This is a genomic window from Streptomyces sp. BE20, assembly GCF_036322525.1.
Classification (GTDB): domain Bacteria; phylum Actinomycetota; class Actinomycetes; order Streptomycetales; family Streptomycetaceae; genus Kitasatospora.
In genome coordinates, this window is the sequence record NZ_JAQYWW010000620.1 from 17,108 (window position 1) to 43,468 (window position 26,361).

Sequence of the window (26,361 nt, forward strand, 5' to 3'; positions counted from 1 at the left end):
ACCTCTGCTCTTTACGTTCGTGTTACGCCCGGAAACCACCCCGACAGCGACTGACCCCCATCATGGCGGATCGCCGCGGCCGAAGGCAGCGGCAACCCCGGCCGAGACATTGCGTCAGATCGACGATTACACTCGGGGGCATGCCCAATCTCCGTCTCGCCCTCTGCCAGACCGACCCGTGGGTCGGTGACATCGCACGCAACAGCGATGAGGTGGTGCACTGGACCAAGCAGGCCGTCGAGGCCGGTGCCCAGCTGGTCGCGTTCCCCGAGATGGCCCTCACCGGATACCCCGTCGAGGACCTCGCCCTGCGCCGTTCGTTCGTGGAGGCGTCCCGGTCCGGACTGGTCGAACTGGCCGAACGGCTCGCCGGCGAGGGGCTCGGCGAGGTGCCGGTGCTGGTGGGGTACCTCGGGCGGTCCGAGCAGGCCTCGCCCCGGTTCGGCCGGCCGGCGGGGTCGCCGCAGAACTGCGCGGCGGTGCTGTTCCACGGCGAGGTGGTCACCCGCTTCGCCAAGCACCACCTGCCGAACTACGGCGTGTTCGACGAGTTCCGCTGGTTCGTGCCCGGCGACCAGCTGCCGGTGCTGCGCCTGCACGGCGTGGACGTCGCGCTCGCGATCTGCGAGGACATCTGGCAGGACGGCGGCCGGGTGACCGCGGCCCGCGAGGCCGAGGCCGGTCTGCTGCTGGTGATCAACGGCTCGCCGTACGAGCGGAACAAGGACGACGTCCGGCTGGAGCTGGTGCGGCGCCGGGCCGCCGAGGCCGGCTGCGCGCTCGCGTACGTGAACATGGTCGGCGGCCAGGACGAGCTGGTCTTCGACGGGGACTCGATCGTGGTCGGCACGGACGGCGACGTGCTGGCCCGTTCGCCGCAGTTCGAGGAGCACCTGCTGGTCCTGGACCTCGACCTGCCGGTCGCCAGCAGCGACCACACCGACGGGCTGCTGCTCGCCGACGGCCTGCGCCTGGTCCGCACCGAGCTGGCCGGGACGGCCGGGACGGCCGACGCCGCGCCGGCGCCCCGGGCCGAGGTCGCGCCGCGGCTGAGCGACGAGGCCGAGATCTGGGCGGCGCTGGTCGCCGGTACCGGGGCGTACGTGCGCAAGAACGGCTTCCGCTCGGTGCTGATCGGTCTCTCCGGCGGCATCGACTCGGCGCTGGTGGCGGCCCTCGCGGTGGACGCGATCGGCGCGGAGAACGTGTACTGCGTCTCGATGCCGAGCCGCTACTCGTCGCAGCACTCCCGTGACGACGCGGCCGAGCTGGCCCGCCGCACCGGCCTGAACTTCCGGACGGTCTCGATCGCCCCGATGTTCGACGCCTACCTGGCGGCCACCGACCTGACCGGTCTGGCCGAGGAGAACCTGCAGTCCCGGCTGCGCGGCACCCTGCTGATGGCGATCTCCAACCAGGAGGGGCACATCGTGCTCGCGCCCGGCAACAAGAGCGAGCTCGCGGTCGGCTACTCCACGCTCTACGGCGACTCGGTGGGCGCGTACGGCCCGATCAAGGACGTCTACAAGTCGCTGATCTTCCGGCTGGCGCACTGGCGCAACGAGGAGGCCGAACGGCGCGGGGAGGTGCCTCCGATCCCGGAGAACACCATCAGCAAGCCGCCGTCCGCCGAGCTGCGGCCGGACCAGAAGGACACCGACTCGCTGCCCGACTACGACCTCCTGGACACCGTGCTCGGCCTCTACGTGGAGGGCGACCAGGGCCGGGACGCGATCGTGGCGGCGGGCTTCGACCCGGCGGTGGTCGACCGGGTGGTCCGGCTGGTCGACACCGCCGAGTACAAGCGGCGGCAGTACCCGCCGGGCCCGAAGATCTCGGTCAAGGGCTTCGGCCGGGACCGCCGCCTCCCGATCACCAACCGGTGGCGGCGCGGCTGACCGGGAACGGCACGGCGGGACCGGGTCACCGGTACCGGTAGGTGGCGGCCACCGCGAGGTGGTCGCTGCCGTCCCGGTCCAGGGTGCGGGAGTCGGTCGGCTTCAGGCCGCCCTTGCTCATGATCTGGTCGATCCTGGCCATCGGGAGGGCCGCCGGCCAGCTGAAGCCGAACCCGTCGCCGGCGGCGCCCTGGGCCGAGCGCATCTGCGAGGTGATCGGGGCCAGGCTGCGGTCGTTCATGGTGCCGTTGAGGTCCCCGAGCAGCAGGACCTTCTTCAGGGGGTCGGCCTGGATGGCGTCGCCGAGGGCCTGGGCGCTGGCGTCCCGCTGGTTGACGGTGAAGCCGCCCTCGGCCCTGAGCCGGACCGACGGCAGGTGCGCGACGTACACCCCGACCGGGCCCTGCGGGGTGGTGACCTGCGCGCGGAACGCCCTGGTCCAGCCCATCTTGATGTCGACCACCGCGACCTCCCCGATCGGGTACTTCGACCAGAGGCCGACGGTCCCCTCGACCGCGTGGTACGGGTAGGTGTCGGCGAGCTCGTTCTCGAAGGTGCGCCGCGCCTTGGACTCCAGCTCCTGCAGCGCGACGATCTGCGCGCCGGACTCCTTCAGCAGCCGTACGGTGCTCGGCAGGTCGGTGTTCCCGGCGGCCACGTTGTGGCTGAGGACCGTCCAGTCGCCGGCTCCGCCGCTCTTGTCGGTGAGCAGGCCGCCGAACAGGTTGACCCAGATCGCCACCGGCAGCAGCAGGGCGATCAGTGCGGTGGCCGAGCGCCGCAGCAGGGCGGGGACGAGCAGCACCGGCACGGCCAGGCCGAGCCAGGGCAGGAAGGTCTCCAGCAGGCTGCCCAGGTTGCCGACGCTGTTCGGCACCTCGGCGTGGAACGCCAGCAGCGCCGCGGTCAGCAGGGCCAGGGCGGCGACCACCAGGCCGCGTCGCCAGGTACGGCTCCCCCGGGCGTCCCGGCCCCAGCCGCGCAGGGCGAGAAAGCCGGCCGCCGGGCGCCGGGCGGACCCTTGGTCACCGGCCTCCGCCGCCGCCATGAGATCCGTCCTGTCCGCCTGCGCCATACCGTGGCTCCCGTCTTTCACGCCGTCTGTCCGGTCCGATGTCCGCCGCCGCCGAGCGGCGGGCGACGTGCCGGACTGGTGCCGGTTTGGTCGGATTCCCGGCTCAGCCTATGCCGGGACAGACGTCCGGCCGGTGGACCGGGGTTCCGGCGCGGCCGGGTTTGGTGAGCCATGCCACGTCGACCCGGGCGGACCGGCGACGCGGGCCGGTGACCGGACCGACGGCGGCCGGGTCACGGCCCGCCCCGGCCCCACCGGGGTGGTTCAGGAACCCCCGGCGCGGAACGCCGGGCCGCCGAGTCCCTCCAGGACGGCGTCGACCATCCGGACCGCCAGTTCCGGGTCCTCCAGGTCGGAGTCGTCCCAGAGGATGCTGCGGGCGAGGATCGGTCCGAGCAGCATGTCGCCGAGCAGCTCCTCGTCGAGGTCGGACCGGAGCAGACCGTCCGCGACTCCCCGGCGGACCACCTGCCGGGCCAGCTCCCGGCGCGGGCCGATCACCCGTTCGCGGTACGCGGTGTGCAGCTCGGGCCAGCTCTGCATCTGCCCGAGCGCGACCTTGAGCACCCAGCGGGAGCGCTTGGCCAGGCCCCGCATCCGCATGTACTCGACCATCGCGATCAGGTCGTCGCGCGCGGAGCCGCCGCTCGACTCGGGGACCGGCGCCTCCATCCGGTGGAGCATGTCGACCAGCAGGGCCTCCTTGTTGGGCCAGCGCCGGTAGATGGTGGCCTTGCCGACGCCGGCGGCGGTGGCGATGCCCTCGATGGTCAGCGCGGACAGGCTGGTGCCGGCCGCCATCAGCTCCTCGACCGCGGCGAAGATGGCCTGCTCGGCGGCCTCGCTGCGGGGTCGGCCGCGCCGCGGCCCGACGGAGGCCGGCTCGGCCGTGGGGTCCGTCTTCATCCCGCTCTTCTCCCTGGCTCCTCGCGGACACACGACGTCGCTCCACTCCCGGTTCTCCCGCCCACGACCGGGACGGGCCGAGACCCCGGTACGGACGGCGGCCCCGCCGCTCCGGACGTTCCGAAGCGGGCAGGGCCCCCATTCTCGCTCAGCGGTGCCGCAGGTCAGCCGCCCGCCGCTACGGCCGGGCGCCCACCGGCACGGTCCGGTGCCCACCGGCACGGCCGGGCACCCGCCGGAACGGTCAGGCGTCCGCGACGGCGGACTTCCGGTCCGGACCGCTCTGGCCGGGGAGCCGCTGCCCGCCGGCCGCCGCCGCGCCCGGACCGTCCTGCCCCGCCGGGCCGCCCGCCGGGCCGCCCGCCGGCACCCGGCCGGGGAGCAGGAACCAGGCCAGCAGGGCCCCGACGGCGAGGATCCCGGCGGAGAGCCCGGCCACCACGTGCATGGCGTGGATGAAGGAGTCGTTCGCCGGGCCGATCAGGTCCTGGCCCTTCTCCCCGAGCCGCCCGGCGACGGCCCGGGTGGCCTCCAGCGACTCGCCCGCCTTCTCCCGCAGCTCCTCGGTGGGCAGCTGCGCCAGCCGGTCGGACATGCCGTCGCGGTAGACGGCGGAGAGCACGGCGCCGAGCACCGCGACCCCGAGCGAACCGCCGACCTGCCGGAACGTGTTGTTGACCGCCGAGCCGGCACCGGCCTTCTCGCGCGGCAGCGAGCCCATGATCGCGACGGTGACCGGCGGCATGACGTGCGCCATGCCGGTGCCCATCAGCAGGCCGAGCACGACCAGCACCCAGATCGGGGTGGTGGCGCTCAGCAGCATGTAGCCGAGGAAGCCGGCCGTCATCAGGACCATGCCGCCGGCGCAGGTGGCGCGGACGCCGAACCGGTCGACCACCAGGCGGGCCCGCGGGGCGAACAGCAGCTGGGCGACCGCGAGCGGCAGCATCAGCAGTCCGGCCTGCAGCGCGGTGTACTCGCGCACGCTCTGGATGTAGAAGACGCCGAAGAACGAGACGCCCATCAGCCCGAAGAAGACCACGCCGATGACGACCACGGAGGCACTGAAGACCCTGTTGCGGAACCAGCTGATGTCCAGCGCGGGACTCTCGGTGCGGCTCTCGAAGACCACGAAGGCGGCCAGCGCCAGCACACCGAGCAGGACCGGCCCCCAGGCCTCGACGACCGTGAAGTCGGCCAGCTCGCCGCCCTTGATGATGCCGTAGATCAGCGCCACCAGGCCGATGATGGAGAGCAGCACGCCGATCGGGTCGAGCCGGCCCGGCTTCGGGTCCTTGGACTCGGGGACGAGCAGCACCATCGCGACGAGCGCGACGATCACCACCGGCACGTTGATCAGGAAGACCGAGCCCCACCAGAAGTGCTCGATCAGCAGGCCGCCGGTGATCGGGCCGATGGCTATGGCCAGGCCGACGGCGCCGGCCCAGATGCCGATCGCCTTGGGCTGCTCGGACCGCTCGAAGACGTTCATGATGATGGCGAGCGTGGCGGGCATCGCCAGCGCACCGCCGACACCCATCAGCGCGCGGTAGCCGATGAGTTCGGCCGGTGTGCTGGCCATCGCGGAGAGCAGCGAGGCGATCCCGAAGACCGCCATGCCGGCCAGCAGGGCCCGCTTCCGGCCGAAGCGGTCACCGAGCAGGCCGGAGGTGAACAGCAGCCCGGCGAAGACCAGGGTGTACGAGTTGATCGACCATTCGAGGTCGCTCTGACTGGCGCCGATCCCGGTGGGCGCCGGCGACGCGATGGTCTTCATCGCGACGTTGAGGATCGAGTTGTCGAGCACGACGACGAGCAGGGCGAGCACGAGAGTGCCCAGGATCGCCCAGCGCCGGCGGTGGATGGCTTCCGGCACGCGGGGTGGCGCGGCTGCGGTGGTCATTTGGTTTTCCCGTCCGTGGTACGGCGTGACACTGGCGGGTATTTCCGAGCCGCTTACGTCTCGTAACCCCCTCGGTCAGCGTAGCGCCCTTTTCGATACGAGACGAATCCGTTTCGTAAAGACCGGGCAAAGCTCCGCACCCGGCACGCGCCCGTCACGCCCGGTCCGCCCCCGGGGGTCCGGTGTGTCCTGGATCGCACCGCACGGCTTGCGCGCCTCTTTGCGCCCGCGCCGGGGCGTGCAAGCATGGAGGGGATCCGGGGACGCCGCACGGCGCCACGAGACGACAACCTTTCAGGAGCCTGTTCGATGAACGCTTCTTCGCCTTCGCCTGCCCAGAACCAGGCGTCGACCGCCACCCTCTACGGTGGGGTCACCAATCGCCGCGTCACCGTCCGCGACCTCTCCGGCGCCAAGCAGCGCGGTGAGAAGTGGTCGATGCTGACCGCCTACGACGCCCTCACCGCGGGCGTCTTCGACGAGGCCGGCACCCCCGTTCTGCTGGTCGGCGACTCCGCCGGCAACTGCCACCTCGGCTACGAGACCACCGTGCCGGTGACCATGGACCAGATCGTCATGCTGGCCGCCGCCGTCGTCCGCGGCACCAAGCGGGCGATGATCGTCGCCGACCTGCCGTTCGGCTCGTACCAGGAGTCCCCGGCCCAGGCCATGCACAACGCGGTCCGGCTGATGAAGGAGGCCGGAGTCGGCGCGGTCAAGCTGGAGGGCGGCGAGCGCAGCGCCCGCGCGATCGAGCTGCTGGTCGAGGCCGGTATCCCGGTGATGGCGCACATCGGCCTCACCCCGCAGTCGGTGCACGCGCTCGGCGGATACCCGGTCCAGGGCCGCGGCGACGAGGCGGCGCACCAGCTGCTGCGCGACGCCAAGGCCGTGCAGCAGGCCGGCGCCTTCGCGGTGGTCCTGGAGGCGGTGCCCGCCGAGTTGGCCGCCCGGGTCACCGAGCAGCTCGCCGTCCCGACCGTCGGCATCGGCGCGGGTGCGGACACCGACGCGCAGGTCCTCGTCTGGACCGACATGGCCGGCATGACGGCGGGCCGGGTGCCCAAGTTCGTCAAGCAGTACGCCGACCTGCGGGCCGTCCTCGGCGAGGCCGCCCGCGAGTTCGCCGCGGACGTGCAGTCCGGCGCCTTCCCCGCCCCGGAGCACACCTTCCACTGACGCGAACCGCGCCCGGGGTCCCGTCGGCCGGCCGACGGGACCCCGGGCGCGGCGTATCCGCATGAGGGCACACCGCACGAGGGCACACCGGCCGGGTCCGCGGCGCGGGCGCACCGCCGGCGGGATGACAGCAGGCCGACAGCGGTCGGCGGACTCCGCGGGGGGAGGGACCGGACGCTGACAGCGGGCTGACAGCGGGGCCGGACAACCTAGGGGCATGACACGAATCGCCACCGCCCCGAACGACCGGGGGCCCGCCGCGGGAAATGCCGTCGAGGTCCGCGGCATCGTCAAGCACTTCGGCGCCACCAAGGCGCTCGACGGTGTCGACCTCACCGTCCGCGAGGGAACCGTGCTCGGCGTGCTCGGCCCCAACGGCGCCGGCAAGACCACCCTGGTCCGCGTTCTCTCCACCCTGATCAAGCCCGACGCCGGCACCGCCTTCGTCGGCGGCTTCGACGTCCTGCGCCAGCCCAAGCAGCTGCGCCGCACGATCGGCCTCACCGGCCAGTACGCCTCCGTCGACGAGATGCTCTCCGGCTACGAGAATCTCTACCTGATCGGCCGGCTGCTCGACCTCTCCCGCAAGGACGCCAAGGCCCGCGCCGCCGAACTGCTGGAGCGGTTCTCGCTCACCGACGCCGCCAAGCGGGTCGCCAAGACGTACTCGGGCGGCATGCGCCGCCGCCTCGACCTGGCCGCCTCGATGATCGGCCGCCCCCGGGTCCTCTACTTGGACGAGCCCACCACCGGCCTGGACCCGCGGACCCGCAACGAGGTCTGGGACGAGGTGCAGCGGATGGTCTCCGAGGGCTCCACCGTGCTGCTCACCACCCAGTACATGGAGGAGGCCGAGCAGTTGGCCGACGAGCTGACCGTCATCGACCGCGGCCGCGTGATCGCGGCCGGCGGGGTGGCCGAGCTCAAGGCCCAGGTCGGCGGCCAGACCCTCCAGGTCCGCCCGACGCACCGCGCCGAGCTGCCCGAGATGGCCCGCTGCCTGCACGACAGCGGCATAGCCACCGCCACCTTCTCCACCGACACCGGCCTTCTCTCCGTGCCGATCACCGGCGAGGAGCAGCTCACCGCCGTGGTCGGGGTCCTCGGCACCCGCGGGTTCGCCATCGCCGGCATCGACACCAAGGTGCCCAGCCTCGACGAGGTCTTCCTCGCCATCACCGGCAAGCCCGCGGACCGTCCGGCCCCCGCGGACTCCGTCCCCAGCCTCGCCAAGGAGCCCGTCGCATGACCACCGCCACGCTCACGCCCTCCCGGGCGGAGGACACCCGGATCGGCCTCTCCGGCCACCTGCGGCACGTCGGCGCGCTGACCCGCCGCAACCTGATGCGGATCAAGGCCGACCCCGAGTCGATGTTCGACGCGGTGCTGATGCCGATCATCTTCACCGTGCTGTTCGTCTACGTCTTCGGCGGCGCCATCTCGGGCGGCCAGGACGCCTACAAGCAGTACATGATCCCCGGACTGCTCGGGCAGACCGGCATCACCCTGGCGATGGCGGTCGGCACCGGTCTGAACAGCGACTTCCAGACCGGGGTGATGGACCGGTTCCGCACCCTGCCGATCGGCCGCTCGTCCGTGCTGCTCTCCAAGATCGGCGCGGAGACCTGCCGGGCGCTCGTCTCCTTCACCATCCTGATCGGGTTCGCGCTGATCCTCGGGTTCGAGGTGAAGACCGGCCCGCTGGAGGTCCTGGCCGCGATCGGTCTGTCGCTGCTGTTCGGGATGTCCGTCGTCTGGATCTCGATGCTGCTCGGCATGGCGCTGAAGAGCGCCCAGGCCGTCCAGGGGGTTTCCATGCTGGTCCTGATGCCGCTCCAGTTCGGCAGCTCGATCTTCGCGCCGACCGACACCATGCCCGGCTGGCTGCAGTCCTTCACCAAGGTCAACCCGCTCTCCGCGCTGGCCGACGCCTGCCGCCACCTGCTGAACGGCGACGGGCCGGTGGCCCACCCGGTGCTCATCGTGCTGGCCTGGTCGGTCGGCATCACCGCGGTCTTCGCGCCGCTCGCCGTGGCCCGCTTCCGCAAGCGGACCTGAGCGGCGCACCCGATGCGGCCCGGGGACGTCCGGGGAGACCTCCCCGGGGCCGCGCCACAGGACAGGCCGGCCGGGCCGGGGGGACGGGACGGAACCCCCGGCGCGGTCGGCCGAACCGGCCGGTCCGGCCGGCCGGTCGGATCAGCCGGCCGGGCGGACCGGCCCGCCGGCTCCGTCGTCGGGCCAGAGGGCCAACCGGTCGAGCAGCTCTCCGCTCTCCGTCACCGACAGCCCGTGCCCCTCGGCGAAGGCCGCCTCGAACGCCTCGTCACCGAGCATCCCGCGCAGGCTCCGCTCGGCCCGCACCCGCTCGACCCGGTCCAGGTAGCCGCCCTTCGGCCCGCTCAGCCCGGCGTGCGCGCCGAGCAGCGTCGCCGCCCGGCGGGCCGGCTCGTGGTCCCCGTCGCGCTGGGCGAAGGCGTCCAGCACCCCGATCACGGGCGGCATCATCATCACCGACATCTGCTCGATGAAGCCGCTCGCGCGGTCCTGCACCGTACGGAGCAGCTGTCGCCCCTGGGAGACGAGGTCGATCCCCTGCTCCGGATCCCCGGCGAGCGCGGTGATCCAGCCCCGGGTGACCGCCAGCATCCCGCCCATCACGTCCGGGGCGAACATGCCGAGCCTGCTCCAGTTCAGCTGGTCCAGCTCCGCGAGGGCCTCGTCGTAGGCGCCGCGATGGGTGGCGAGGCCGCAGAGCATCATCCGGCCGAACAGCAGGGCGCCGTTGGCCGCCTGGTTCTGTCCCGGCTGGACCCCGGCCAGCGTCGACCGGATCAGCCGCTCCCCCTCGGCCAGGTCCCTGCCCAGCATGGCGGAGCCCATGTGGACCCGGAGCATCGGCACCTCCTGCGGCGCACCCAGCTCCTCGGCCAGCTCGATCGCCCGCCGGTAGGCCTCGACGGCCTCCTCCGCGCGGCCCTCGTTGGCCAGCGACTCGCCGCGCGCGGCCAGCGCCTGGGACATCCCCCAGCGGTCGCCGGCCCGGCGGAACAGCTCCAGCGACTCCTCGCCGTCCCGGACGCTCTGCTCGGCACCGTTCGGCCAGTCGTTCATCATCTTGGCCCGGATCTGCAGGATGAACGCCAGGTCGCCGGCCGCGCCGTACACCCGGCAGCCCTCGACCGCCTCGTCCAGCATCGTCTTCAGCCGGCCGAGCTCGCCGACCAGGAAGGCGCCGAAGACCCGCATCAGCCCGGGGAAGCGGTAGGACTGCGGGAGGTCCGGGGTGTAGACCTCGGTGATCCGGCGCGCGGAGGAGATCGCCACCGGATCGGCCAGCACGTCCAGGCTCCCCTCGAACAGGCTGGCCAGCCGGTAGATGACGACCGCCCGGCGGGCCTCCGCGACGGCCTTCTCGGGCATCGGCGGCGAGTACTCCAGCACCCGCAGCTCCAGCGGCACCGGTGCGGGGGCGTCCGGGGCGAACGGGTCCGGGCCGATCGCCAGCACCGCGTCGTACCAGCCCCGGGCCTCCAGGCTGAAGCCGCGCAGCGACCAGTACCAGCTCATGCCCAGGGCGAGGACCAGCGCCTCGCCCTCGTCCTGCCGGTCGACGGCCCGGCGCAGCGCGGCCCGGATGTTGTCGTGCTCCCGTTCCAGCACGGTCAGCCAGCTCAGCTGCTCCGGGCCGTGGATGCTCAGGTCGGCGATCCGGACCAGCTCGCGGAAGTGGGCGACGTGGCGGCGCTCGGTCGCCTCCGCCTCCCCCGCCTCGGCGAGCCGCTCGTCCGCGTACTCGTGGATGGTCTCCAGCATCCGGTAGCGCGGCGGGCCGTCCCCGCCGAGGTCGGCGACCAGCAGCGACTTGTCGACCAACGAGAACAGCAGGTCGGCGAACTCCTCGCGGGGCACCTCGGTCTCGTCCGAGCAGACCGCCTCGGCGTCCTCCAGGGTCCAGCCGCCGGCGAACACCGCGAGCCGGCGCAGCACCGCGCGTTCGCGCTTGCCGAGCAGGTCCCAGCTCCAGTCGACGACCGCGCGCAGCGTCTGCTGGCGCGGCAGCAGGGTGCGGCTCCCGGCGGTGAGCAGCGCGAACCGGCCGTCCAGCCGGTCGGCGATCTGCCGGGCCGTCATCACCCGCAGCCTGGCGGCGGCCAGTTCGATGGCGAGCGGCAGGCCGTCCAGGCGCCGGCAGATCTCGGCGCAGGCCTCCGGGTCGCTCCGCGGGTCGAAGCCGGGGCGGGCGGCGGTGGCGCGCTCGGCCAGCAGCCGCAGCGCCACCGGGTCGGGCAGCGGCTCGACCGGCAGGACGGTCTCGCCGGGCACGCCGAGCGGCTCGCGGCTGGTGGCCAGCACGGTCAGGCCGGGGCACTCGGCGAGCAGGGTGTCGGCGAGGTCGGCGGCGGCCTGGATCAGGTGCTCGCAGTTGTCGAGGACGAGCAGCATCCGGCGGCGCCCGCAGTGCTCGACCAGCCGGCGCACCGGGTCGTCGCCGCGGTGCTCGATCACGTCGGCGACCATGCTGCCGCTGGTGTGCAGGACGGTCTCGCGCAGTCCGAGCGCCGAGACCACCGCGCCCGGTACCGCGTCCGGGCGTTCCAGCGGGGCGAGTTCGGCCAGCCAGACGCCGTCCGGCCAGTGTCCGACGCCCTGTTCGACCCGGCCGGCCTCGATCGAGAGCCGGGTCTTGCCGGAGCCCCCGGGGCCGGTCAGGGTGACCAGCCGACTGGCCCCCAGCGCGGCCCGCAGGGCGGCGAGGTCGTTCTCCCGGCCGACGAAGCTGGTGAGCCTGCCGCGCAGGTTGCCCGCGCTTCGGACGGGCGGCGCCGGTTCGGCGCCGGTCGCGGGGCCTGCCCCGGCGGCAGGGCCGGAGGCGGCGCCGGACGCGGGAGTCGCGTCCGCTGCCCCGGCGGGCCCGCCGGCGGGTGATCTGACGGCCTCGGCAGGAGTCAGCAACTCGGCGTACAGGGACTGTAGTTGGCGGCCCGGGTCGACACCGAGCTCGTCCGCCAGCACGCGGCGGGTGTGGTCGTAGTGGCGCAGCGCCTCGGCCGTCCGGCCGCTCTCGTGCAGCGCCCGGACCATCAGGTACTGCACCGGCTCGTCCAACGGCTGCCGCTCGGTGAGCTCGGCGAGTTCGGCGACGAGCTCGGCGGCCCGGCCGAGGCCGAGGTCGGCGGTGATCCGGTGCCGGCGGGCCTCCTCGCGCTGGGCCTCCAGCCGGGTGGCCGGGCCGCTGCGGTCCGGCAGGTCGGCGAGGGCCGGGCCGCGCCAGAGCGCCAGAGCCGCCCGCAGCCGTTCGGCGGCCGAGACGTGGTCGCCCTGCTCCAGGGCGCCGCGGCCCTCACCGGCCAGCCGCTGGAACTCGGCGAGGTCGGTGTCCGGGTCGGTCAGCCAGTACCCGGCCGGGCCGGATCCGACCTGGTCGCGGCCGATGGTCCGGCGCAGCCGGCCCACCAGGGTCTGCAGCGCGGCCGAGGAGTCCTGCGGCGGCTCGGCGTCCCACACCTCGTCCACCAACAGGTCGGCCGGCACCGGCCGCCCCTGCCGCAGCGCGAGCGCCGCGAGGAGCGCGCGCAGCCGCGCACCGCCGAGTGGAACCGGGGTGCCGTCGTCGTGGTGGGCGGTGGTGGTGCCGAGGATGCCGTAGTGCACCGCACCATTCTGGTCGATCGGCGCCGCGCCCACGCACATTTGTCCGGGGCCCGCCCGTCCCGCCCCTCCGCCCGCCCGCCTCCTCCGCCTTTCCCCCGCCTTCCCTCCACCTTGCGTCCCTGCGCGCGGAACCCGACGCGGGGCTCCGTTCGTTCACTCGGAACGGCTTGTCCGGCGGCGGGCCTGCCCGGCATGATCGACCCTTGCCCGCATTCCGGACCCGCGCACCCCGTCCCCAGACTCCCGGAGCTCCCACGCCATGACCTTCGCCGCCACGCAGCGCTCACGCAGCGAGGACCGCCGGATCAGCCCGGTGTTCTGGGTGCTGCTCGCGATCCTCGTCACCTCCGGCTGGGCGGTCTCCCAGGGGTACGGCAACGCCCGGTTCGGCGTCTTCCTGTTCGTGGTGGCCGGCTGGATGGTCTCGCTCTGCCTCCACGAGTACGCGCACGCGCGGACCGCGCTGCACGGCGGCGACCTCAGCGTCGGCGCCAAGGGCTACCTGACCCTCAACCCGCTCAAGTACGCCAACGTGCTGCTCAGCTTCGTGCTGCCGATCGTCTTCGTGCTGCTCGGCGGCATCGGCCTGCCCGGCGGCGCGGTCTGGATCGAGCGGCACCGGATCCAGGGACGCCTCAAGCACAGCCTGATCTCGGCGGCCGGACCGCTGGTGAACCTGGCCGCCGCTGTGCTGCTGCTGGTCCCGGTGGGCGCCGGCTGGCTGGACGACCCCAAGGTGCACGCGGTCTGGAACGGCTACGAGCTGAACGTCTCGCCGCTGGCGCTGGGGCTGGGCTTCCTCGGCATGCTGCAGCTGAGCGCGACCCTGCTCAACCTGCTGCCGATCCCCGGCCTGGACGGCTACGGGATCCTCGAACCCTGGCTCTCGCACAAGACGCGGCGGGCCATCGAGCCCTTCGCGCCGTACGGCATGCTGGCGGTCTTCGCCCTGCTCTGGCAGCCCGAGGTGAACCACTGGTTCTTCGAGGCCGTCTACGGCGTGATGGAGCTGCTCGGCGTCGACCGGATCTACCCGCAGCTGGGCCACGAGCTGTTCATGTTCTGGAAGGACTGACGCCCGGAGCCGACAGCACCCGGGGCCGACAGCGCCCGGGAGCCCGGAGCCGCCGCCCGCGCCTACGCGCCCTGGGCGGCCCGCTCGGCGGCGGCCCGGGTCTGCTTCTCGCGGCGCAGGTTCATCCAGAGCACGTTGCTGGCGATGCCCGCCAGCGGGAGCCAGATCAGGCCCAGCCACCACCCCTGCACCAGGGAGACCACGGAGGCGGCCAGCGCGAGGACGACGACGATCGAGGCGAGCAGGGACGTGCGGGGCATGGCGGGGGTCTCCTAGGACCGGGGGACGGACGGCCCCCATTGTCGCCGACCTCACCTCCGGACCGGGTCCAGGGGTGAGGCCGACGCTCCGGTGCGACGGTAGGACGGTAGGACGGGCGGGCGGTACGACGAGCCGACCGCAGGCCCCTCCGGCGGGCCGGACCCCGGCGGCCGGCCCGCCGATGACCGGACCCCGGGACCGGGACCCCGAGACCGGGGGGCCGGGGCGCCGGGGGCGCCCGGCGATCAGACGTCGGTGATCCGCAGACCCGCGTGCGCCTTGTACCGGCGGTTGACCGAGATCAGGTTGGCGACCAGCGACTCCACCTGGTGCGCGTTGCGCAGCCGGCCCGCGAAGATGCCGCGCATACCGGGGATCCGCCCGGCCAGCGCCTGCACGATGTCGGTGGCGGCCCGCTCCTCGCCGAGCACCATCACGTCGGTGTCGATCTGCTCGACGGACTCGTCCTGCAGCAGCACCGCCGAGAGGTGGTGGAACGCGGCGGTGACCCGGGAGTCCGGAAGCAGGGCGGCTGCCTGCTGGGCGGCGCTGCCCTCCTCCGGGACGAGCGCGAAGGCGCCCTGCTTGTCGAAGCCGAGCGGGTTGACGCAGTCCACCACGATCTTGCCGACGAGCTCCTCGCGGAGCGCGGTGAGCGTGGCGGCGTGGCCGTCCCAGGGCACCGCGACGATCACGATGTCACTCTCCCGGGCGGTGGTGGCGTTGTCGGCGCCGCGTACTCCTAGGCCGAGCTCGGCCGCCGAGGCCTCCGCGCGGGCCGCGTCACGCGAACCGATGATCACCTGCTGACCGGCCTTGGCCAGCCGGTGGGCCAGCCCCCGCCCCTGGTCGCCGGTGCCGCCGAGGACACCGACCACCAGCTGCGAGACGTCCGGCAACTCGTGGGCCGGGTTTGTCGCTGAATCGAGGGAAGTCATGGGCCGATCCTGCCAAACCGGCGGCCCGCCGCGACATCCTGTCGGCCATGGACGCGGTGAGAGTTTCGGCACTCCGGGAGCGGCTGGCCGGAAGTGGCTGGCTGGAAGCGGTCGGCGGCTTCGCCGGCGCGCTGCGGCAGGCGGTCTCCCGGCGCGGCGCCGACGGGCTGCTACTGGTCGGCACCGAGGGGTACGAGCCCTGGCACCTGGCGGCCCACCTGGAGGACGAGGCCGCCTGGTCGGACGTCCCCCGGCTGGCCCCGACCCTGCTGCGGCACCGGGTGCCGGACCGGGCGCCGGCCCACCTGGCGCACGGCCTGCGCCGGCTGACCGAGGCCGGTCGCGGAGCGACGGTCCTGGTGGTCGCCCCGACGACGGCCGGCGCGCCGCTGCTGGAGCGGGTGCACGACGCCCGCCGGAACGGCGCCACGGTGCTGACGATGGACGGGGCGATGGACCGGGCGCCGGACCGGGCCCTGCGGGGCGGGCCGGGTGGCCCCGGCGGCGCGGTCCCCGGCCTCCCCGGCGCGCCCGGTGCGGCCGGTACGAGTGGCTCGGCCCGCGCGAGCGGCCTGGCCGACCTCGCCGCCCTGGCGCACCGGCGGCTGGCCGTCGGCACCGCCGAGGAGGAGCCCTTCGACCTGGCCCAGCACCTGGTCAGCGCCGCCGCCGGGCAGGCCCGGGCCCGGCGGTCGGCGCTCGACCGGCTGGCCGCCCTCGCCGGCCGGCTCACGGAGGGCCCCGCGATCAGCCGCTGGTGAGCGCCACGGCCGCGCCACAGCGGCCCGCCCCCGGGAGGCGTCGCCCCGCAGGGAGACTCCGGGAAGGCCCGAGCCACGTCCGGGGCACGTCCGGGGCGCGTCCGGCCGGGCGAAAACCTGTTGCGACGCGGCGGATCACCCGCCGAAGATGGTCGTTCGTGAACGATGCCGACCATCCTCCGAGCGGTCGGGCGCGCTCCCTGCTGCGCTCGGTCGCCCCCGACCTCACCCCCTGGCGCTCCTCCCGGGACTTCCGCCTGCTCTGGTTCTCCGGCTGTGTGACCAGTCTGGGCAGCTTCCTGACGTACGTCGCCCTCCCTGTGCAGATCAAGGAACTGACCGACTCCTACGTCGCGGTCGGCCTGATCGGCGCCTTCGAGCTGGTCCCGCTGATCGTCTTCGGCCTCTGGGGCGGTGCCCTCGCCGACGCCCTGGACCGTCGCCGGCTGGTCCTCTTCGCCGAGGCCGGGCTCGGGGTGCTGAGCGCCCTGCTGCTGCTCAACGCGCTGCTGCCGACGCCCGTGCTCTGGCCGATCTACCTGGTGGCGGCGCTGGTCGCCGCCGCCGACGGCCTGCAGCGCCCGGCTCTGGACTCGCTCACCCCGCGGATCGTCCCGCACGACCAGCTGACCGCCGCCTTCGCGCTCAACTCCCTGTACCGCAACGTCGGTTCCGTGGCCGGCCCGGCGCTGGCCGGCGTCATCGTGGCGTTCGCCGGGGTGCAGACCGCGTACGCGCTGGACGTGCTGACCTTCGGCGCCTCGCTGCTGCTGCTCGCCCGGATCCGGGCTGTGCCGCCGCCCACCGGTGCCGAGAAGCCGACCCTCCGGGCGGTGCTCACCGGCGTGAAGTACGCCTGGAGCCGCAAGGACCTGCTGGGCACCTACGCCATCGACCTGGTCGCCATGCTGTTCGCCTTCCCGGTGGCGATCTTCCCGTTCCTCGCCTCGGACCTGTCCGCGGACTGGGCGCTCGGCCCGATGTACGCGGCCTCGGCGGTCGGCGCCCTGGCCGTCTCGGCGACCAGCGGCTGGACGTCCCGGATCCACCGGCACGGCCGGATGCTGGTGCTGGCCGCCCTCGGCTGGGGCGCGGCGATCACGCTGGCCGGGTTCTCCGGCTCGGTCTGGCTGGTGCTGCTCTGCCTCGCCATGGCCGGTGGCGCCGACCAGATCAGCGGCATCGCGCGCTCCACCATGTGGAACCAGTCCATCCCGGACGAGGTGCGCGGCCGGATGGCCGGGGTGGAGCTGCTCAGTTACTCGGTCGGTCCGCAGCTCGGCCAGGTCCGGGCCGGCGGCATGGCCGGCCTGGTCGGCGTCCGCGCCTCGGTCTGGGCCGGCGGCGTCGCCTGCGTGGTGGGCGTGGTCGCACTCGCCGCGGCCCTGCCCAGCCTGCTCGGCTACGACGACCGCACCGACCCGAACGCCGCCGCCGTCCGCGCGGAGCACGAGCGGGCCGCGGCGCAGCGGGAGGAGAGCGAGCGGGCACCGGCGCGGCAGGGGGCCGCCGGCGCCTGAGGCCGTCCGCCCTGCCGTCGCGCCGGGACCGCGGGGCGCGCGGCCTCCGCGCCGGCAGGACCCCGGGGCACCGCGCTGCCGCCCGGCCCGGCGGGATCCGGAGGAGCGGGCCTACGGCCGGTCGGCGTCCCCGGCGTCCGCGGCGCTCCCGGTCCCGCCCTGCGGCCGGTCGTTCCACTGCGGGTCGTTCTTCCACTCCCGGTTGCGGAGCTCGGCGGTCTCCAGCGCGTGCGCCGCCTCCTCGCGGGTGGCGTACGGGCCGAGGCGGTCCTTGGCCGGGCACTCCGGCCCCTCCTCGACCTTGCCGTGCTTGATGCAGTAGAACCACTCACCGGGCTTGCCGGTCGGCTTGTTGCGGTGGAATCCCAGAGGCATGGCGGTCACTTCCGTTCGGCGGCTGCGTCGTAGCGATCATTCCCCGGCCGGACTCCGTCCGCACACCCGGCGACAGGTGCTGCCATAGACTCGCGGCCATGGCTCTCGTACCCGGCATCCAGTCCCCCACCCGCAAGGTCCCGGCGAACATCGCGCGCCCCGAGTACGTCGGGAAGCCCGCTCCGACGCCGTACACCGGGCCCGAGGTGCAGACCGCCGAGACGATCGAGAAGATGCGGATCGCCGGCCGGATCGCCGCACAGGCGATGGCCGAGGCGGCCAAGCTGATCGCGCCCGGAGTCACCACGGACGCGCTCGACGCCGTCGCCCACACCTACATGTGCGACCACGGGGCCTACCCGTCGGACCTCGGCTACCGGGGCTTCCCCAAGTCGGTCTGCACCTCGATCAACGAGGTCATCTGCCACGGCATCCCGGACTCGACCGTCCTCCAGGACGGCGACATCGTCAACATCGACGCCACCGCCTACATCCACGGGGTGCACGGCGACCTCAACGCCACCTACCTCTGCGGCGACGTCGACGAGGAGTCCCGGCTGCTGGTCGAGCGGACCAGGGAGTCGCTCGACCGGGCGATCAAGGCGGTCAAGCCCGGCCGCCGGATCAACGTGATCGGCCGCGTCATCGAGTCCTACGCCAAGCGCTTCGACTACGGCGTGGTGCGGGACTTCACCGGCCACGGCATCAACACGTCGTTCCACTCCGGCCTGATCATCCCGCACTACGACAGCGAGCGGGCCACCGAAGTGATCAAGCCCGGGATGACCTTCACGATCGAGCCGATGCTCACGCTGGGCACCTACGACTACGAGATCTGGCCGGACGGCTGGACCGTCGTCACCAAGGACCGCAAGCGGACCGCCCAGTTCGAGCACACGCTGGTCGTCACGGCGGACGGCGCCGAGGTCCTCACCCTGCCGTAGCGGGGAAACCGTTCCCGCCGGGGCCGCGCCGAAGGGGCGCGGCCCCGGCGGGGCAGAACGTGGGCGGGGCGGGGACGGGCTCGGCGGGCCGGCTACCCGATCAGCCACTGCTCCTCGGCGACCGCGCCCACCTCGGTGCAGGCGTCGGTCAGCACGTCCAGCACGCGCAGCGAGTCCGGCAGCGGCTGCTCGGGCCCGCGCAGCCACCGCACCTCCGAGCCGTCCGGCAGCGCGGCCGGCGGGAGCAGGGTGTACGAGCCGCGGCAGTGCCACCGCAGGCCGGGGTGTTCGGACATGGTGTCCGGGGTGGAGTCCAGGGCGCTCGGCCACCACTCGTCCTCGTCCACCGGAGTACCCCGGGTGGCGGTGAAGAACAGGTAGCGGTCCTCGCCGACGGCGGCGACCGGGCCGTCCACGCCGAGCGCGGTGAGCCGCTCCAGGGCGAGCCGCCCGGCCTCGGCCGGCACGTCCAGGACGTCGTGCGCGCGGCCGGTGGCGGTGATGAAGTTGGCCTGCGGGTCTCGGGAGAGCCAGCGGGCGAGCTGTTCCGGGTCGGTGGTGGCCTGGGTCTGCCAGGCGAACGAGACCGGGTGCCGGGCGGGCGCCGGACAGGCGACCCGGTCACAGGAACATCGGTAGCCGGCCGGATGCGCGGCGGGCGCCAACGGGAAGCCGGCGCGGACGGCGCCGAGCAGCTGGTCCAGTCTGGCGGCGGGACTGTCCGTGTCCGCCGCCCGGGCCCGCTCACGGTCACGCTTCTGCCACCAGGTCGTCCACCTGCTGCCGGATTCCATCGGGCCCCTTCCGTGCGTCGCCGTGCCTGGTGTGACACAGCGTTCGACGTACCACTCCGACGCAACGCACGGCGCCCCCCGCTGCTTCCCGGGTGGTGCTCGGCCCTGCAGTACCGCGCCCTGCCGGCCGGTGCCGGGGTTGCCGGACGGCCGACGCCGGGGTCACGGTACGGAGTCACGGCAGCACGACGGCTGCGGCTCGGCGGCCCGGCGGGCACGGTCAAGTGCGCCTCGCCCGGCCCGTACGGGCCCGCTGACCCGGGTGGACCCCGAGGGCGTAACAGGAAGGATAAGGGTGCGCGGACCCTCCGGTTGACCGGGGGCGGTGCCTCTCCGGTCACACTCCCGGCACCCGACCGTCACAGCACCTCCGCCCGGCACCCGCACGCGGTCCGCCACCTGCGGCGGGATGAGACCCTGGTGGGGTGAAGAGCGCGGACACCGAATTCGTCGGCGGCCCCCTGGACGGCCGGATCCTCCCCATCCCGTTGGGGCCGATGTACGGCGTGCCCAAGAAGTACACCGTGCCGGTCCCCTCGCACGGGGACACTCCGGCGCGCACACTGGTGTACGTCCGGGCCAAGCAGCAGCGGGGCACCCGCTGGTACTGGCGCTACGAGTACGACGAGGCGGCCACCGCCCGCGCTACCGGGTGACGGCCGCCCTCCTGGTGGGAGGACGGCGATGGCGAGGACCGTACGGCACCCCCGAACCCGCGCCCAGTCGGTGGCGCACCACAACCGGCAGGTGGCCGGGGTCACCGCCGGACTGCTGGTACTGATCAGCGCCTACAGCGCGGTGCTCGGATCCAACGGCTGGCTCTGGTTCGGCTGGACGGTGCTGCTGCTCGCCTGCGTGGCGCTGTTCGCCGTTCGGGCCTGAGCCCGCCGGTCCCTCCCGCGCCCCGCACCCCCGTCACCGGCCGACCGTCGGCGCCGGGCCGCCTTCACCCGGCACCGGCGGCTACTGACGGTCAGTCGTCCTCGGCCAGGATCAGGTACAGCTTCTTCCGGGCCTCGGTGAGCACGGCCAGGCCCTTGACCCGCTGCGCCTCCGTCCCGGTCGCCATGACCTGCCGGACGGCGTGTTCCACCGCGCCGAGCGCCTGGCCGACCTCCTGGACCGCGGCCCAGTCGACGTCCTGACCGGCCTCCGCCCACGGCTCGTCCGGCCCGGCGTCGGCCTCGGCCCGGCCCGCCTCGGTGAGCGAGACCAGCCGCTTGCCGCCGAGTTCCTCCGCCGTGATCAGGCCCTCCTCCTCCAGCAGCTGGAGGGTCGGGTAGACCGAACCCGGGCTGGGCCGCCAGGCCCCGCCGGAGCGCTCGGCGATCTCGGCGATCATCTCGTAGCCGTGCATCGGCCGCTCCTTGAGCAGCGCCAGCAGCGAGGCACGCACGTCCCCGCGCCGAGCCCGGCCGCGACGGCCGCGCGGGCCGAACCCGCCGGGCCCTCCGGGCCCGCCGAAGCCGCGGCCCCACGGCGGCCCGGGCGGCCGTCCGGGCCCGCCGACGAACGGCGGCGGCCCGAACGGGCCGAACGCCTCTCGGCCCTCGAAACACTCTCCGGGACCCCCGGCGAAGTCCGGCCCCCGACGGCGTCCGCCGTACGGGCCCTCTTCGCGGAATCGTCCTGGACGCATAGCACCCACCTCCCGTACCGGCCGCGGGAACGCGGCCGCACAGACGATCGTTCAAGACAGTCGAGTTACTGTCTCGATACTTCGACGATATATCGCTGAGTGTCGTCCGTCAACGCTACCGACACGGCCACCGATGTCCTGCAACAGGCGACCCGGACCGATCGCCGTCGACGTCGGACCGCCCCAGGTCAGGCCCGCGGCTGCGGCTCACCAGGGGCCGAGCCGAAGTGGGCCCCAAAGGAGCACGGGGAGGAGCGAGGGCTCACGACGCGCTAATTTGGGGCATCCCAGAGCAGAGGAGAGCCCCGTGGGCAAGGTGGTCATGTACAGCTCGGTGTCGGTGGACGGCTTCGTCGCGGACGAGAACGACCAGCCCGGACCACTGTTCGACTGGTTGTCCAACGGTGACGTCCCGTTGGACGAGAACGGCGCGCTGAAGGTCTCGCGGGCGTCCTACGACCACACCCGGCCGTACTGGGACCAGATCGGAGTCACGATCGTCGGCCGCCGCGTCTTCGACATGACGGACGGCTGGGACGGGACGCCTCCGGGCGGGATCGACCACGTGGTCGTCGTGACGCACCGGCCGGCGCCCGAGGGCTGGGACCCCGGGGCGCCGTTCCACTTCGTCGACGGCGTCGAGGCCGCCGTGGCCGAGGCACAGGAACTCGCGGGAGACCGCACGGTCGAGGTCGCCGCCGGCGACGTCGGTGGCCAGGTGCTCGCCGCGGGCCTGGTCGACGAGGTGCGCATGGACGTCGTACCCGTCGTGTTCGGGTCCGGCAGGCGCTTCTTCGGGTCGGTCCACGCGCAGCACCTCCTGGAGGGCCCGGACGTGGTGGTTCAGGGCAACCGGGTGCTCCACCTGCGCTACCGGGTGCGCCGTCGACCGAGCTGAGCCGGTGCGCGAACCGGTCCGCTGCGAACGGTGACACAGGATCGGGCCTCCGGCTGCGTTCGCGCATCGCTGCGACCCGCGCCCCGAGCGGCCGGTCCGACACCCCGCCCGGCACTCCGCCCGACATCTCGGTCCGACATGCCCCCGGCGAGGCCGCGACCTGCGGCGGTGCCACTACGGTGACGGGCATGGCCGGAGAACGAGACCTCGCGACACTGCTGCGCGGAATGCGCCCACAGCTCAACCCGGGGCGGTACGTGTACTGCACGCTGCCCGCCAGGGTGCCCGCCGGCATGCGGCCGGTGGTCACGGTCGCCGAACCCGAGGGGGTGACGGTGGTCGTGGCCCAGGAGGAGGCCGACGCGCTCGGCCTTCGCTACGAGTACGTGGCCGCCTGGATCACCCTGCAGATCCACTCCGCGCTGGAGGCCGTCGGCCTCACCGCCGCAGTGGCCGGGCGGCTCGCCGAGGAGGGGATCAGCTGCAACGTGGTGGCCGGCTTCCACCACGACCACCTCTTCGTCGCCGCCGACGACGCGGACCGCGCCGTCCGGGTCCTGGAGGAGTTCGCCGACCGGCCCGCCTGACCGGGTGCACCGGGTGGCCGCTCCCCGGGCGGGCTCCGAGACTGGAAGGACCGGGCGACCCGCCCGACCGGTCAGCCCCGCCCCTCTTGGACCCGCCCCGGAAGGAAGTGCGCCACCATGGCCACCTGTGTCACGTGCGGCAACGACTACTGGCTCGCCTTCGAGATCAAGACCCTCACCGGCGACGTCTACACCTTCGACAGCTTCGAGTGCGCGATGGAGAAGCTGGCCCCGCGCTGCGAGCAGTGCCAGGTCCGGATCGTCGGCCACGGCGTCGAGGTCGCCGGCATGTTCTTCTGCTGCGCCAACTGCGCCCGCGTCAACGGCGGCCTCGGCGAACAGATCCGCGACGCCGTCGGCACCCGCCCGTCCTCGTAGACCCGCCCCACCCGGGCCGGCCGGCACGTGAGCGCTCCGGCGGGGTTTCGAGGTAGCGGAAAAGGCCCCCCGACCTGCCGTTTCGCAGGTCGGGGGGCCTTTCCCCGAGTCGGCGGCGGAAGAGTCGGCCTGTACGCCGGGTTCTGTCTCCCGGGCCGCTTGCGCGAGCCGGGGAGGCGGCCATCCATCTAGGGCTGCCGTTGCCGACAGCCTCGTGCGGTCTACCCGCGGACTCGGGCGAGCAGCCCTCGGTCATCCGCGCACGGCACCCGGAGGCGCCGATCTTGACCTTGCTCCAGGTGGGGTTTACCGAGCCGGCCGAGTCACCCCGGTCGCTGGTGGTCTCTTACACCACCGTTTCACCCTTACCCGTCGCCGAAGCGGCGGGCGGTCTGTTTTCTGTGGCACTGTCCCGCGGGTCACCCCGGGTGGGCGTTACCCACCACCCTGCTCTGTGGAGCCCGGACGTTCCTCGGCGGGTCCTGGGACCCGTCGCGGCCGCCCGGCCGGCTCTTCCGCCGTAGTGGTCATCGTAGCCGCTCGGGCGGCGCCTCCCGCACCGCGGCCCGGGCGACGGGCGGCTCGCCGCCGAGCCGGGCGGCCACCCCGGCCGCGGTCGCGGTGGCCCAGGCGGTGGTGGTGACCAGCCCGATCACCAGGATGGCGACGCCGAGACCGGTCACGATCCACCAGCCCACGTGGCTGGCCGGGGCGAAGCCCGTGACGACCGGGCCGATCACCGCCGAGGTGACCGCCGTACCGATCACCGCGACACCGAGCGACTGGCCGACCTGCCGACTGGTCGAGGCGACGGCCGCCGCCACACCGGCCTGGGCGCGGGGCATGCCGGAGACCGCGGCGTTGGTGATCGGCGCGTTCACCATGCCGAAGCCGAAGCCGAACAGCGCGTACGCGACCAGCAGGAGGACGGGCGGGGAGTCGGCGGCCAGCCGGGTGAGCAGCAGGCCGCTGCCGGTGAGGCCGATCCCGGCCAGCACCAGCGGGCCGCGCGGGCCCCGGCTGCCGACGATCCGGCCCGAGAGCGGCGCGCACACCAGCATCATCCCGGCCATCGGCAGCGTCCACAGGCCCGCCTCGACCGGACTGTAGCCGCGGACGTCCTGGAGGTAGAGGGTGTTGAGGAAGAGGAAGCCGCCGAGCGCGGCGAAGGCGCAGACCGCCGTCAGGGTGGCGCCGGTGAACGGCGCGCTGCGGAAGAACCGCGGGTCGACCAGCGGCTCGGCGACCCGGCGCTCCCACAGCGGGAAGGCCACCAGCGCGACCAGCGCCGTCGTGGCCAGGCCGAGGATCAGCGGGGACGTCCACCCGTGCTCCGGGCCCTCGATGATCGCGGCGGTGCCGCAGCCGAGCAGCGCCACCATGAGCAGCTGTCCGACCGGGTCCAGCCGTCGGGCGCGGGGGGCGCGCGACTCGGGGACGTAGCGCGCGGTCAGCAGGAAGGCGACCAGGCCGACCGGGACGTTGATCAGGAAGATCGCCGGCCAGCCGGCGGCGTGCACGAGGAAGCCGCCGAGCAGCGGTCCGAGCGCCATGGAGATGCCGACCACGCCGCCCCAGACACCGATCGCCCGGGCCCGTTCGCGCGGCTCGGTGAAGGTGTTGGTGATGATCGACATCGCCACGGGGTTCAGCATCGAGCCGCCGACCGCCTGCACCGCACGGAACAGGACCAGCCACTCCAGGCTCGGAGCCAGGCTGCAGAGCAGCGAGCCGAGCACGAAGAGCAGCAGACCCGTCTGGAACACCCGGCGGCGGCCGAACCGGTCGGCCACCGACCCGAACAGCATCAGCAGCGAGGCCAGCACCAGGGTGTAGGCGTCGATGATCCACTGCAGGCCGGAGGCGGGGGCGTCCAGGTCCTTCTGGATCTCCGGGAGGGCGATGTTCACGACGGTGTTGTCGAGCCCGACGATGAACAGGCTCAGGCAGCAGATCGCCAGGATCAGCAGGCGGCGGCGCCGGCCGGGATCGGCGGACGGGCCCGGGTGCGGGGCGGCGGGCGGTGGACTGGGGGAGGTCGCTTCGGCCACGGGTCGATCCTCCCACCGGCCGGGCCGTCAGACGGCGGTGAAGCGGACCGTACGGGTGGCGGGGTCGGCGACGACCAGCCGGACCCGCACCAGCTCGCCGAGCGGCAGACCCCCGCCGCCTGACGCGCCGTCGGGGCTCTCGCAACGGGCCCGGACGGCGGGATCCCGCAGCTGGACGGTGCCGCGACCGGGCCGCTTGCCGTCGACGTCGACCACGACCGCGGCGAAGTCCTCGCCCTCCCGGCCGGCCAGCAGCTCCGCCTCCACCAGGTCGATGCAGGCCCGCTCGACCTCACCCGAACGGCGGTCCCCCGCCGCCATCAGCGCCGGGATCCCGGGCAGCGACTCGCGCGCCCAGGCCGGCACCTCCTCCCCCGCCGCCACCGCCGCGCACACCTCCTGGGCGAACCGGTCCCCCAGCCGGCGCAGCGGCGCGGTGCAGTGCGCGTACGGCGCGGCGAGCGCGGCGTGCACCGGGTCGGCGGGCGCGGGCACGCCGCCGCTCACGTCGAAGGCGGCGTAGCCGGCCCCGCGCAGCAGGCCGGTGCACTCGTCGAGGAACGCGGCGTGCAGCGGGCGCTGCGGATCGAGGGAGCGGATCAGCTCCGGGTACGGCAGGCCGTCCGGCCAGTCCACGTCCAGCGCGCGGGCGGTGCGGCGCAGCCGCTCGTACGCGGCGGGCGGGGCGGCGGGCAGGGTGCGCAGCAGGCCGACGCCCGCGTCGAGCATCAGCTCGGCCGCGGCCATGCCGGTGAGCAACGAGATCTGGGCGTTCCAGCCGTCGGCGGGGGTGGGCGCGCGGTAGCCGAGCGCATAGCCGCGCGGGGTCTCCTCGATCTCCTGCTCGGGGACGGGGAGGCTGATCCCGCCGCGCTCGCGCTCCCGCTCCTCACGGAGCCGGCCGACGGTGGCGAGCAGGCCGAGCTGCTCGTCGGCTCCGCCGGCGTCCACGGCGCGCTGGACGGTCGCGTAGTCGAGCCGGCGCCGGGAGCGGACCACCGCGCGCCGAAGGTCGGCGAGGACGACGGCGCCGTCCGCGTCCAGGTCGAGCTGCCAGAGCAGGGCCGGGCGAAGCTCTCCGGGCAGCAGGCTGGCCGCGTCCTCGGAGAGCCGGGTCGGATGCAGCGGGACGCGCCGGTCGGGGAAGTAGAGGGTCTCGACCCGGCGGCGGGCCTCCTCGTCGATCGCCCCGCCGGGGCGGACGAAGGCGGCGACGTCGGCGATGGCGTAGTGCACCCGGTAGCCGCCGCCGGGGCGGTGGGCGAGGTGCATCGCCTGGTCGAGGTCGCGGGAGCCGGGCGGGTCGACGGTGAACAGCGGCAGGTCCGTGGCGTCGTACTCGGGCAGGCGCGGGCATTCGGCGGCCTGTTCGGCCTCCGCCAGGACGGCCTCGGGCCACTCGGTGCGGATCTCCGGTCGGGCCCGCAACTCGGCCAGTTCGGCGTTGATCCGGGCGGAGTCGGCGGCCTTGACACGCAGTTTTCGGCGGGGCATGGAGGCAGCGTAGGGCCGGCCGGGTGGTTC

24 protein-coding genes and 1 other RNA gene are annotated in these 26,361 nt (G+C 73.8%); 13 read left to right on the forward strand and 12 right to left on the reverse strand.

Annotated elements, in window-relative coordinates; translation table 11 throughout:
- The first annotated feature begins 140 nt into the window (after window positions 1-140).
- On the forward strand, window positions 141-1,898 hold the full coding sequence (locus PUR61_RS12310) for an NAD+ synthase (RefSeq protein WP_329878802.1): 1,758 nt from the start codon (window positions 141-143) through the stop codon (window positions 1,896-1,898).
- A gap of 25 nt (window positions 1,899-1,923) precedes the next feature.
- Here PUR61_RS12310 and PUR61_RS12315 read toward each other — a convergent pair whose 3' ends face one another.
- From PUR61_RS12315 to PUR61_RS12325, 3 genes are all read right to left on the reverse strand, one after another.
- Entirely contained in the window at window positions 1,924-2,973 is a 1,050-nt protein-coding gene (locus tag PUR61_RS12315; protein ID WP_329878803.1) for an endonuclease/exonuclease/phosphatase family protein, read from the reverse strand.
- A 264-nt stretch (window positions 2,974-3,237) separates the two neighbouring features.
- Window positions 3,238-3,879 (reverse strand): TetR/AcrR family transcriptional regulator, encoded by a 642-nt coding sequence (locus tag PUR61_RS12320; protein ID WP_329878806.1) that lies wholly within the window; start codon window positions 3,877-3,879, stop codon window positions 3,238-3,240.
- Window positions 3,880-4,123: 244 nt separating this feature from the next.
- Window positions 4,124-5,782, reverse strand: a complete 1,659-nt coding sequence (locus tag PUR61_RS12325; protein WP_329878808.1) for an MFS transporter — start codon at window positions 5,780-5,782, stop codon at window positions 4,124-4,126.
- A gap of 309 nt (window positions 5,783-6,091) precedes the next feature.
- Between PUR61_RS12325 and panB the strand changes: the two genes are divergently transcribed.
- The 3 genes from panB (at window position 6,092) to PUR61_RS12340 (ending at window position 9,019) form a co-directional block, all read left to right on the forward strand.
- Entirely contained in the window at window positions 6,092-6,961 is an 870-nt protein-coding gene (panB, locus tag PUR61_RS12330; protein ID WP_329878810.1) for a 3-methyl-2-oxobutanoate hydroxymethyltransferase, read from the forward strand.
- 217 nt (window positions 6,962-7,178) lie between these two features.
- Window positions 7,179-8,210, forward strand: a complete 1,032-nt coding sequence (locus tag PUR61_RS12335; RefSeq protein WP_329878812.1) for an ATP-binding cassette domain-containing protein — start codon at window positions 7,179-7,181, stop codon at window positions 8,208-8,210.
- The gene (locus PUR61_RS12340; protein ID WP_329878813.1) at window positions 8,207-9,019 is read left to right on the forward strand and encodes an ABC transporter permease; all 813 of its coding nucleotides are present in this window, start codon (window positions 8,207-8,209) and stop codon (window positions 9,017-9,019) included. Before PUR61_RS12335 ends, PUR61_RS12340 begins: the two co-directional genes overlap by 4 nt.
- Before the next feature lie 141 nt (window positions 9,020-9,160).
- On the opposite strand, the gene PUR61_RS12345 is transcribed toward PUR61_RS12340, so the two are convergent.
- Entirely contained in the window at window positions 9,161-12,616 is a 3,456-nt protein-coding gene (locus tag PUR61_RS12345; protein ID WP_329878814.1) for an AfsR/SARP family transcriptional regulator, read from the reverse strand.
- Between the two features lie 259 nt (window positions 12,617-12,875).
- On the opposite strand from PUR61_RS12345, the gene PUR61_RS12350 reads away from it, so the two are divergent.
- Window positions 12,876-13,691 (forward strand): site-2 protease family protein, encoded by an 816-nt coding sequence (locus tag PUR61_RS12350; RefSeq protein WP_329878816.1) that lies wholly within the window; start codon window positions 12,876-12,878, stop codon window positions 13,689-13,691.
- Window positions 13,692-13,753: 62 nt separating this feature from the next.
- Here the strand turns inward: PUR61_RS12350 and PUR61_RS12355 are convergent, their stop codons facing one another.
- Together PUR61_RS12355 and npdG are read right to left on the reverse strand one after the other, a co-directional pair.
- Window positions 13,754-13,951: a hypothetical protein gene (locus tag PUR61_RS12355; protein WP_329878820.1), complete on the reverse strand. Its 198-nt coding sequence runs from the start codon at window positions 13,949-13,951 to the stop codon at window positions 13,754-13,756.
- A 246-nt stretch (window positions 13,952-14,197) separates the two neighbouring features.
- Entirely contained in the window at window positions 14,198-14,890 is a 693-nt protein-coding gene (gene npdG / locus PUR61_RS12360; protein ID WP_329878822.1) for an NADPH-dependent F420 reductase, read from the reverse strand.
- 47 nt (window positions 14,891-14,937) lie between these two features.
- Between npdG and PUR61_RS12365 the strand changes: the two genes are divergently transcribed.
- Both PUR61_RS12365 and PUR61_RS12370 read left to right on the forward strand, forming a co-directional pair.
- Window positions 14,938-15,651, forward strand: coding sequence for a hypothetical protein (locus tag PUR61_RS12365; protein ID WP_329878824.1), 714 nt, complete (start codon window positions 14,938-14,940; stop codon window positions 15,649-15,651).
- Window positions 15,652-15,809: 158 nt separating this feature from the next.
- Window positions 15,810-17,171: an MFS transporter gene (locus tag PUR61_RS12370; protein WP_329878826.1), complete on the forward strand. Its 1,362-nt coding sequence runs from the start codon at window positions 15,810-15,812 to the stop codon at window positions 17,169-17,171.
- Between the two features lie 111 nt (window positions 17,172-17,282).
- Here PUR61_RS12370 and PUR61_RS12375 read toward each other — a convergent pair whose 3' ends face one another.
- Window positions 17,283-17,546, reverse strand: a complete 264-nt coding sequence (locus PUR61_RS12375) for a hypothetical protein (protein ID WP_329878828.1) — start codon at window positions 17,544-17,546, stop codon at window positions 17,283-17,285.
- A 98-nt stretch (window positions 17,547-17,644) separates the two neighbouring features.
- On the opposite strand from PUR61_RS12375, the gene map reads away from it, so the two are divergent.
- Window positions 17,645-18,490, forward strand: coding sequence for a type I methionyl aminopeptidase (gene map, locus PUR61_RS12380; RefSeq protein ID WP_329878830.1), 846 nt, complete (start codon window positions 17,645-17,647; stop codon window positions 18,488-18,490).
- 92 nt (window positions 18,491-18,582) lie between these two features.
- Here the strand turns inward: map and PUR61_RS12385 are convergent, their stop codons facing one another.
- The gene (locus PUR61_RS12385; RefSeq protein ID WP_329878832.1) at window positions 18,583-19,284 is read right to left on the reverse strand and encodes a bifunctional DNA primase/polymerase; all 702 of its coding nucleotides are present in this window, start codon (window positions 19,282-19,284) and stop codon (window positions 18,583-18,585) included.
- A 425-nt stretch (window positions 19,285-19,709) separates the two neighbouring features.
- Here PUR61_RS12385 and PUR61_RS12390 point away from each other — a divergent pair, with 425 nt between their 5' ends.
- Together PUR61_RS12390 and PUR61_RS12395 are read left to right on the forward strand one after the other, a co-directional pair.
- On the forward strand, window positions 19,710-19,940 hold the full coding sequence (locus PUR61_RS12390; RefSeq protein WP_329878834.1) for a hypothetical protein: 231 nt from the start codon (window positions 19,710-19,712) through the stop codon (window positions 19,938-19,940).
- 28 nt (window positions 19,941-19,968) lie between these two features.
- Entirely contained in the window at window positions 19,969-20,166 is a 198-nt protein-coding gene (locus tag PUR61_RS12395; protein ID WP_329878836.1) for a hypothetical protein, read from the forward strand.
- A 91-nt stretch (window positions 20,167-20,257) separates the two neighbouring features.
- On the opposite strand, the gene PUR61_RS12400 is transcribed toward PUR61_RS12395, so the two are convergent.
- On the reverse strand, window positions 20,258-20,923 hold the full coding sequence (locus tag PUR61_RS12400) for a PadR family transcriptional regulator (protein ID WP_329878838.1): 666 nt from the start codon (window positions 20,921-20,923) through the stop codon (window positions 20,258-20,260).
- Between the two features lie 307 nt (window positions 20,924-21,230).
- Here PUR61_RS12400 and PUR61_RS12405 point away from each other — a divergent pair, with 307 nt between their 5' ends.
- The 3 genes from PUR61_RS12405 (at window position 21,231) to PUR61_RS12415 (ending at window position 22,786) form a co-directional block, all read left to right on the forward strand.
- Window positions 21,231-21,821, forward strand: a complete 591-nt coding sequence (locus PUR61_RS12405; protein WP_329878840.1) for a dihydrofolate reductase family protein — start codon at window positions 21,231-21,233, stop codon at window positions 21,819-21,821.
- A gap of 188 nt (window positions 21,822-22,009) precedes the next feature.
- Window positions 22,010-22,408 carry an ACT domain-containing protein gene (locus PUR61_RS12410; RefSeq protein WP_329878842.1) on the forward strand — a complete coding sequence of 133 codons (399 nt, stop codon included), beginning with the start codon at window positions 22,010-22,012 and terminating at the stop codon, window positions 22,406-22,408.
- 117 nt (window positions 22,409-22,525) lie between these two features.
- A complete protein-coding gene (locus PUR61_RS12415) occupies window positions 22,526-22,786 on the forward strand; it encodes a Prokaryotic metallothionein (RefSeq protein ID WP_329878844.1) in 261 nt (86 codons plus the stop codon).
- 116 nt (window positions 22,787-22,902) lie between these two features.
- Here PUR61_RS12415 and rnpB read toward each other — a convergent pair.
- The 3 genes from rnpB to PUR61_RS12430 form a co-directional block, all read right to left on the reverse strand.
- Window positions 22,903-23,300, reverse strand: an RNA gene (gene rnpB / locus PUR61_RS12420) — RNase P RNA component class A.
- 13 nt (window positions 23,301-23,313) lie between these two features.
- Window positions 23,314-24,756: a DHA2 family efflux MFS transporter permease subunit gene (locus PUR61_RS12425; RefSeq protein ID WP_329879027.1), complete on the reverse strand. Its 1,443-nt coding sequence runs from the start codon at window positions 24,754-24,756 to the stop codon at window positions 23,314-23,316.
- 108 nt (window positions 24,757-24,864) lie between these two features.
- Window positions 24,865-26,331 carry an RNB domain-containing ribonuclease gene (locus tag PUR61_RS12430; protein WP_329878846.1) on the reverse strand — a complete coding sequence of 489 codons (1,467 nt, stop codon included), beginning with the start codon at window positions 26,329-26,331 and terminating at the stop codon, window positions 24,865-24,867.
- Window positions 26,332-26,361 lie beyond the last annotated feature (30 nt).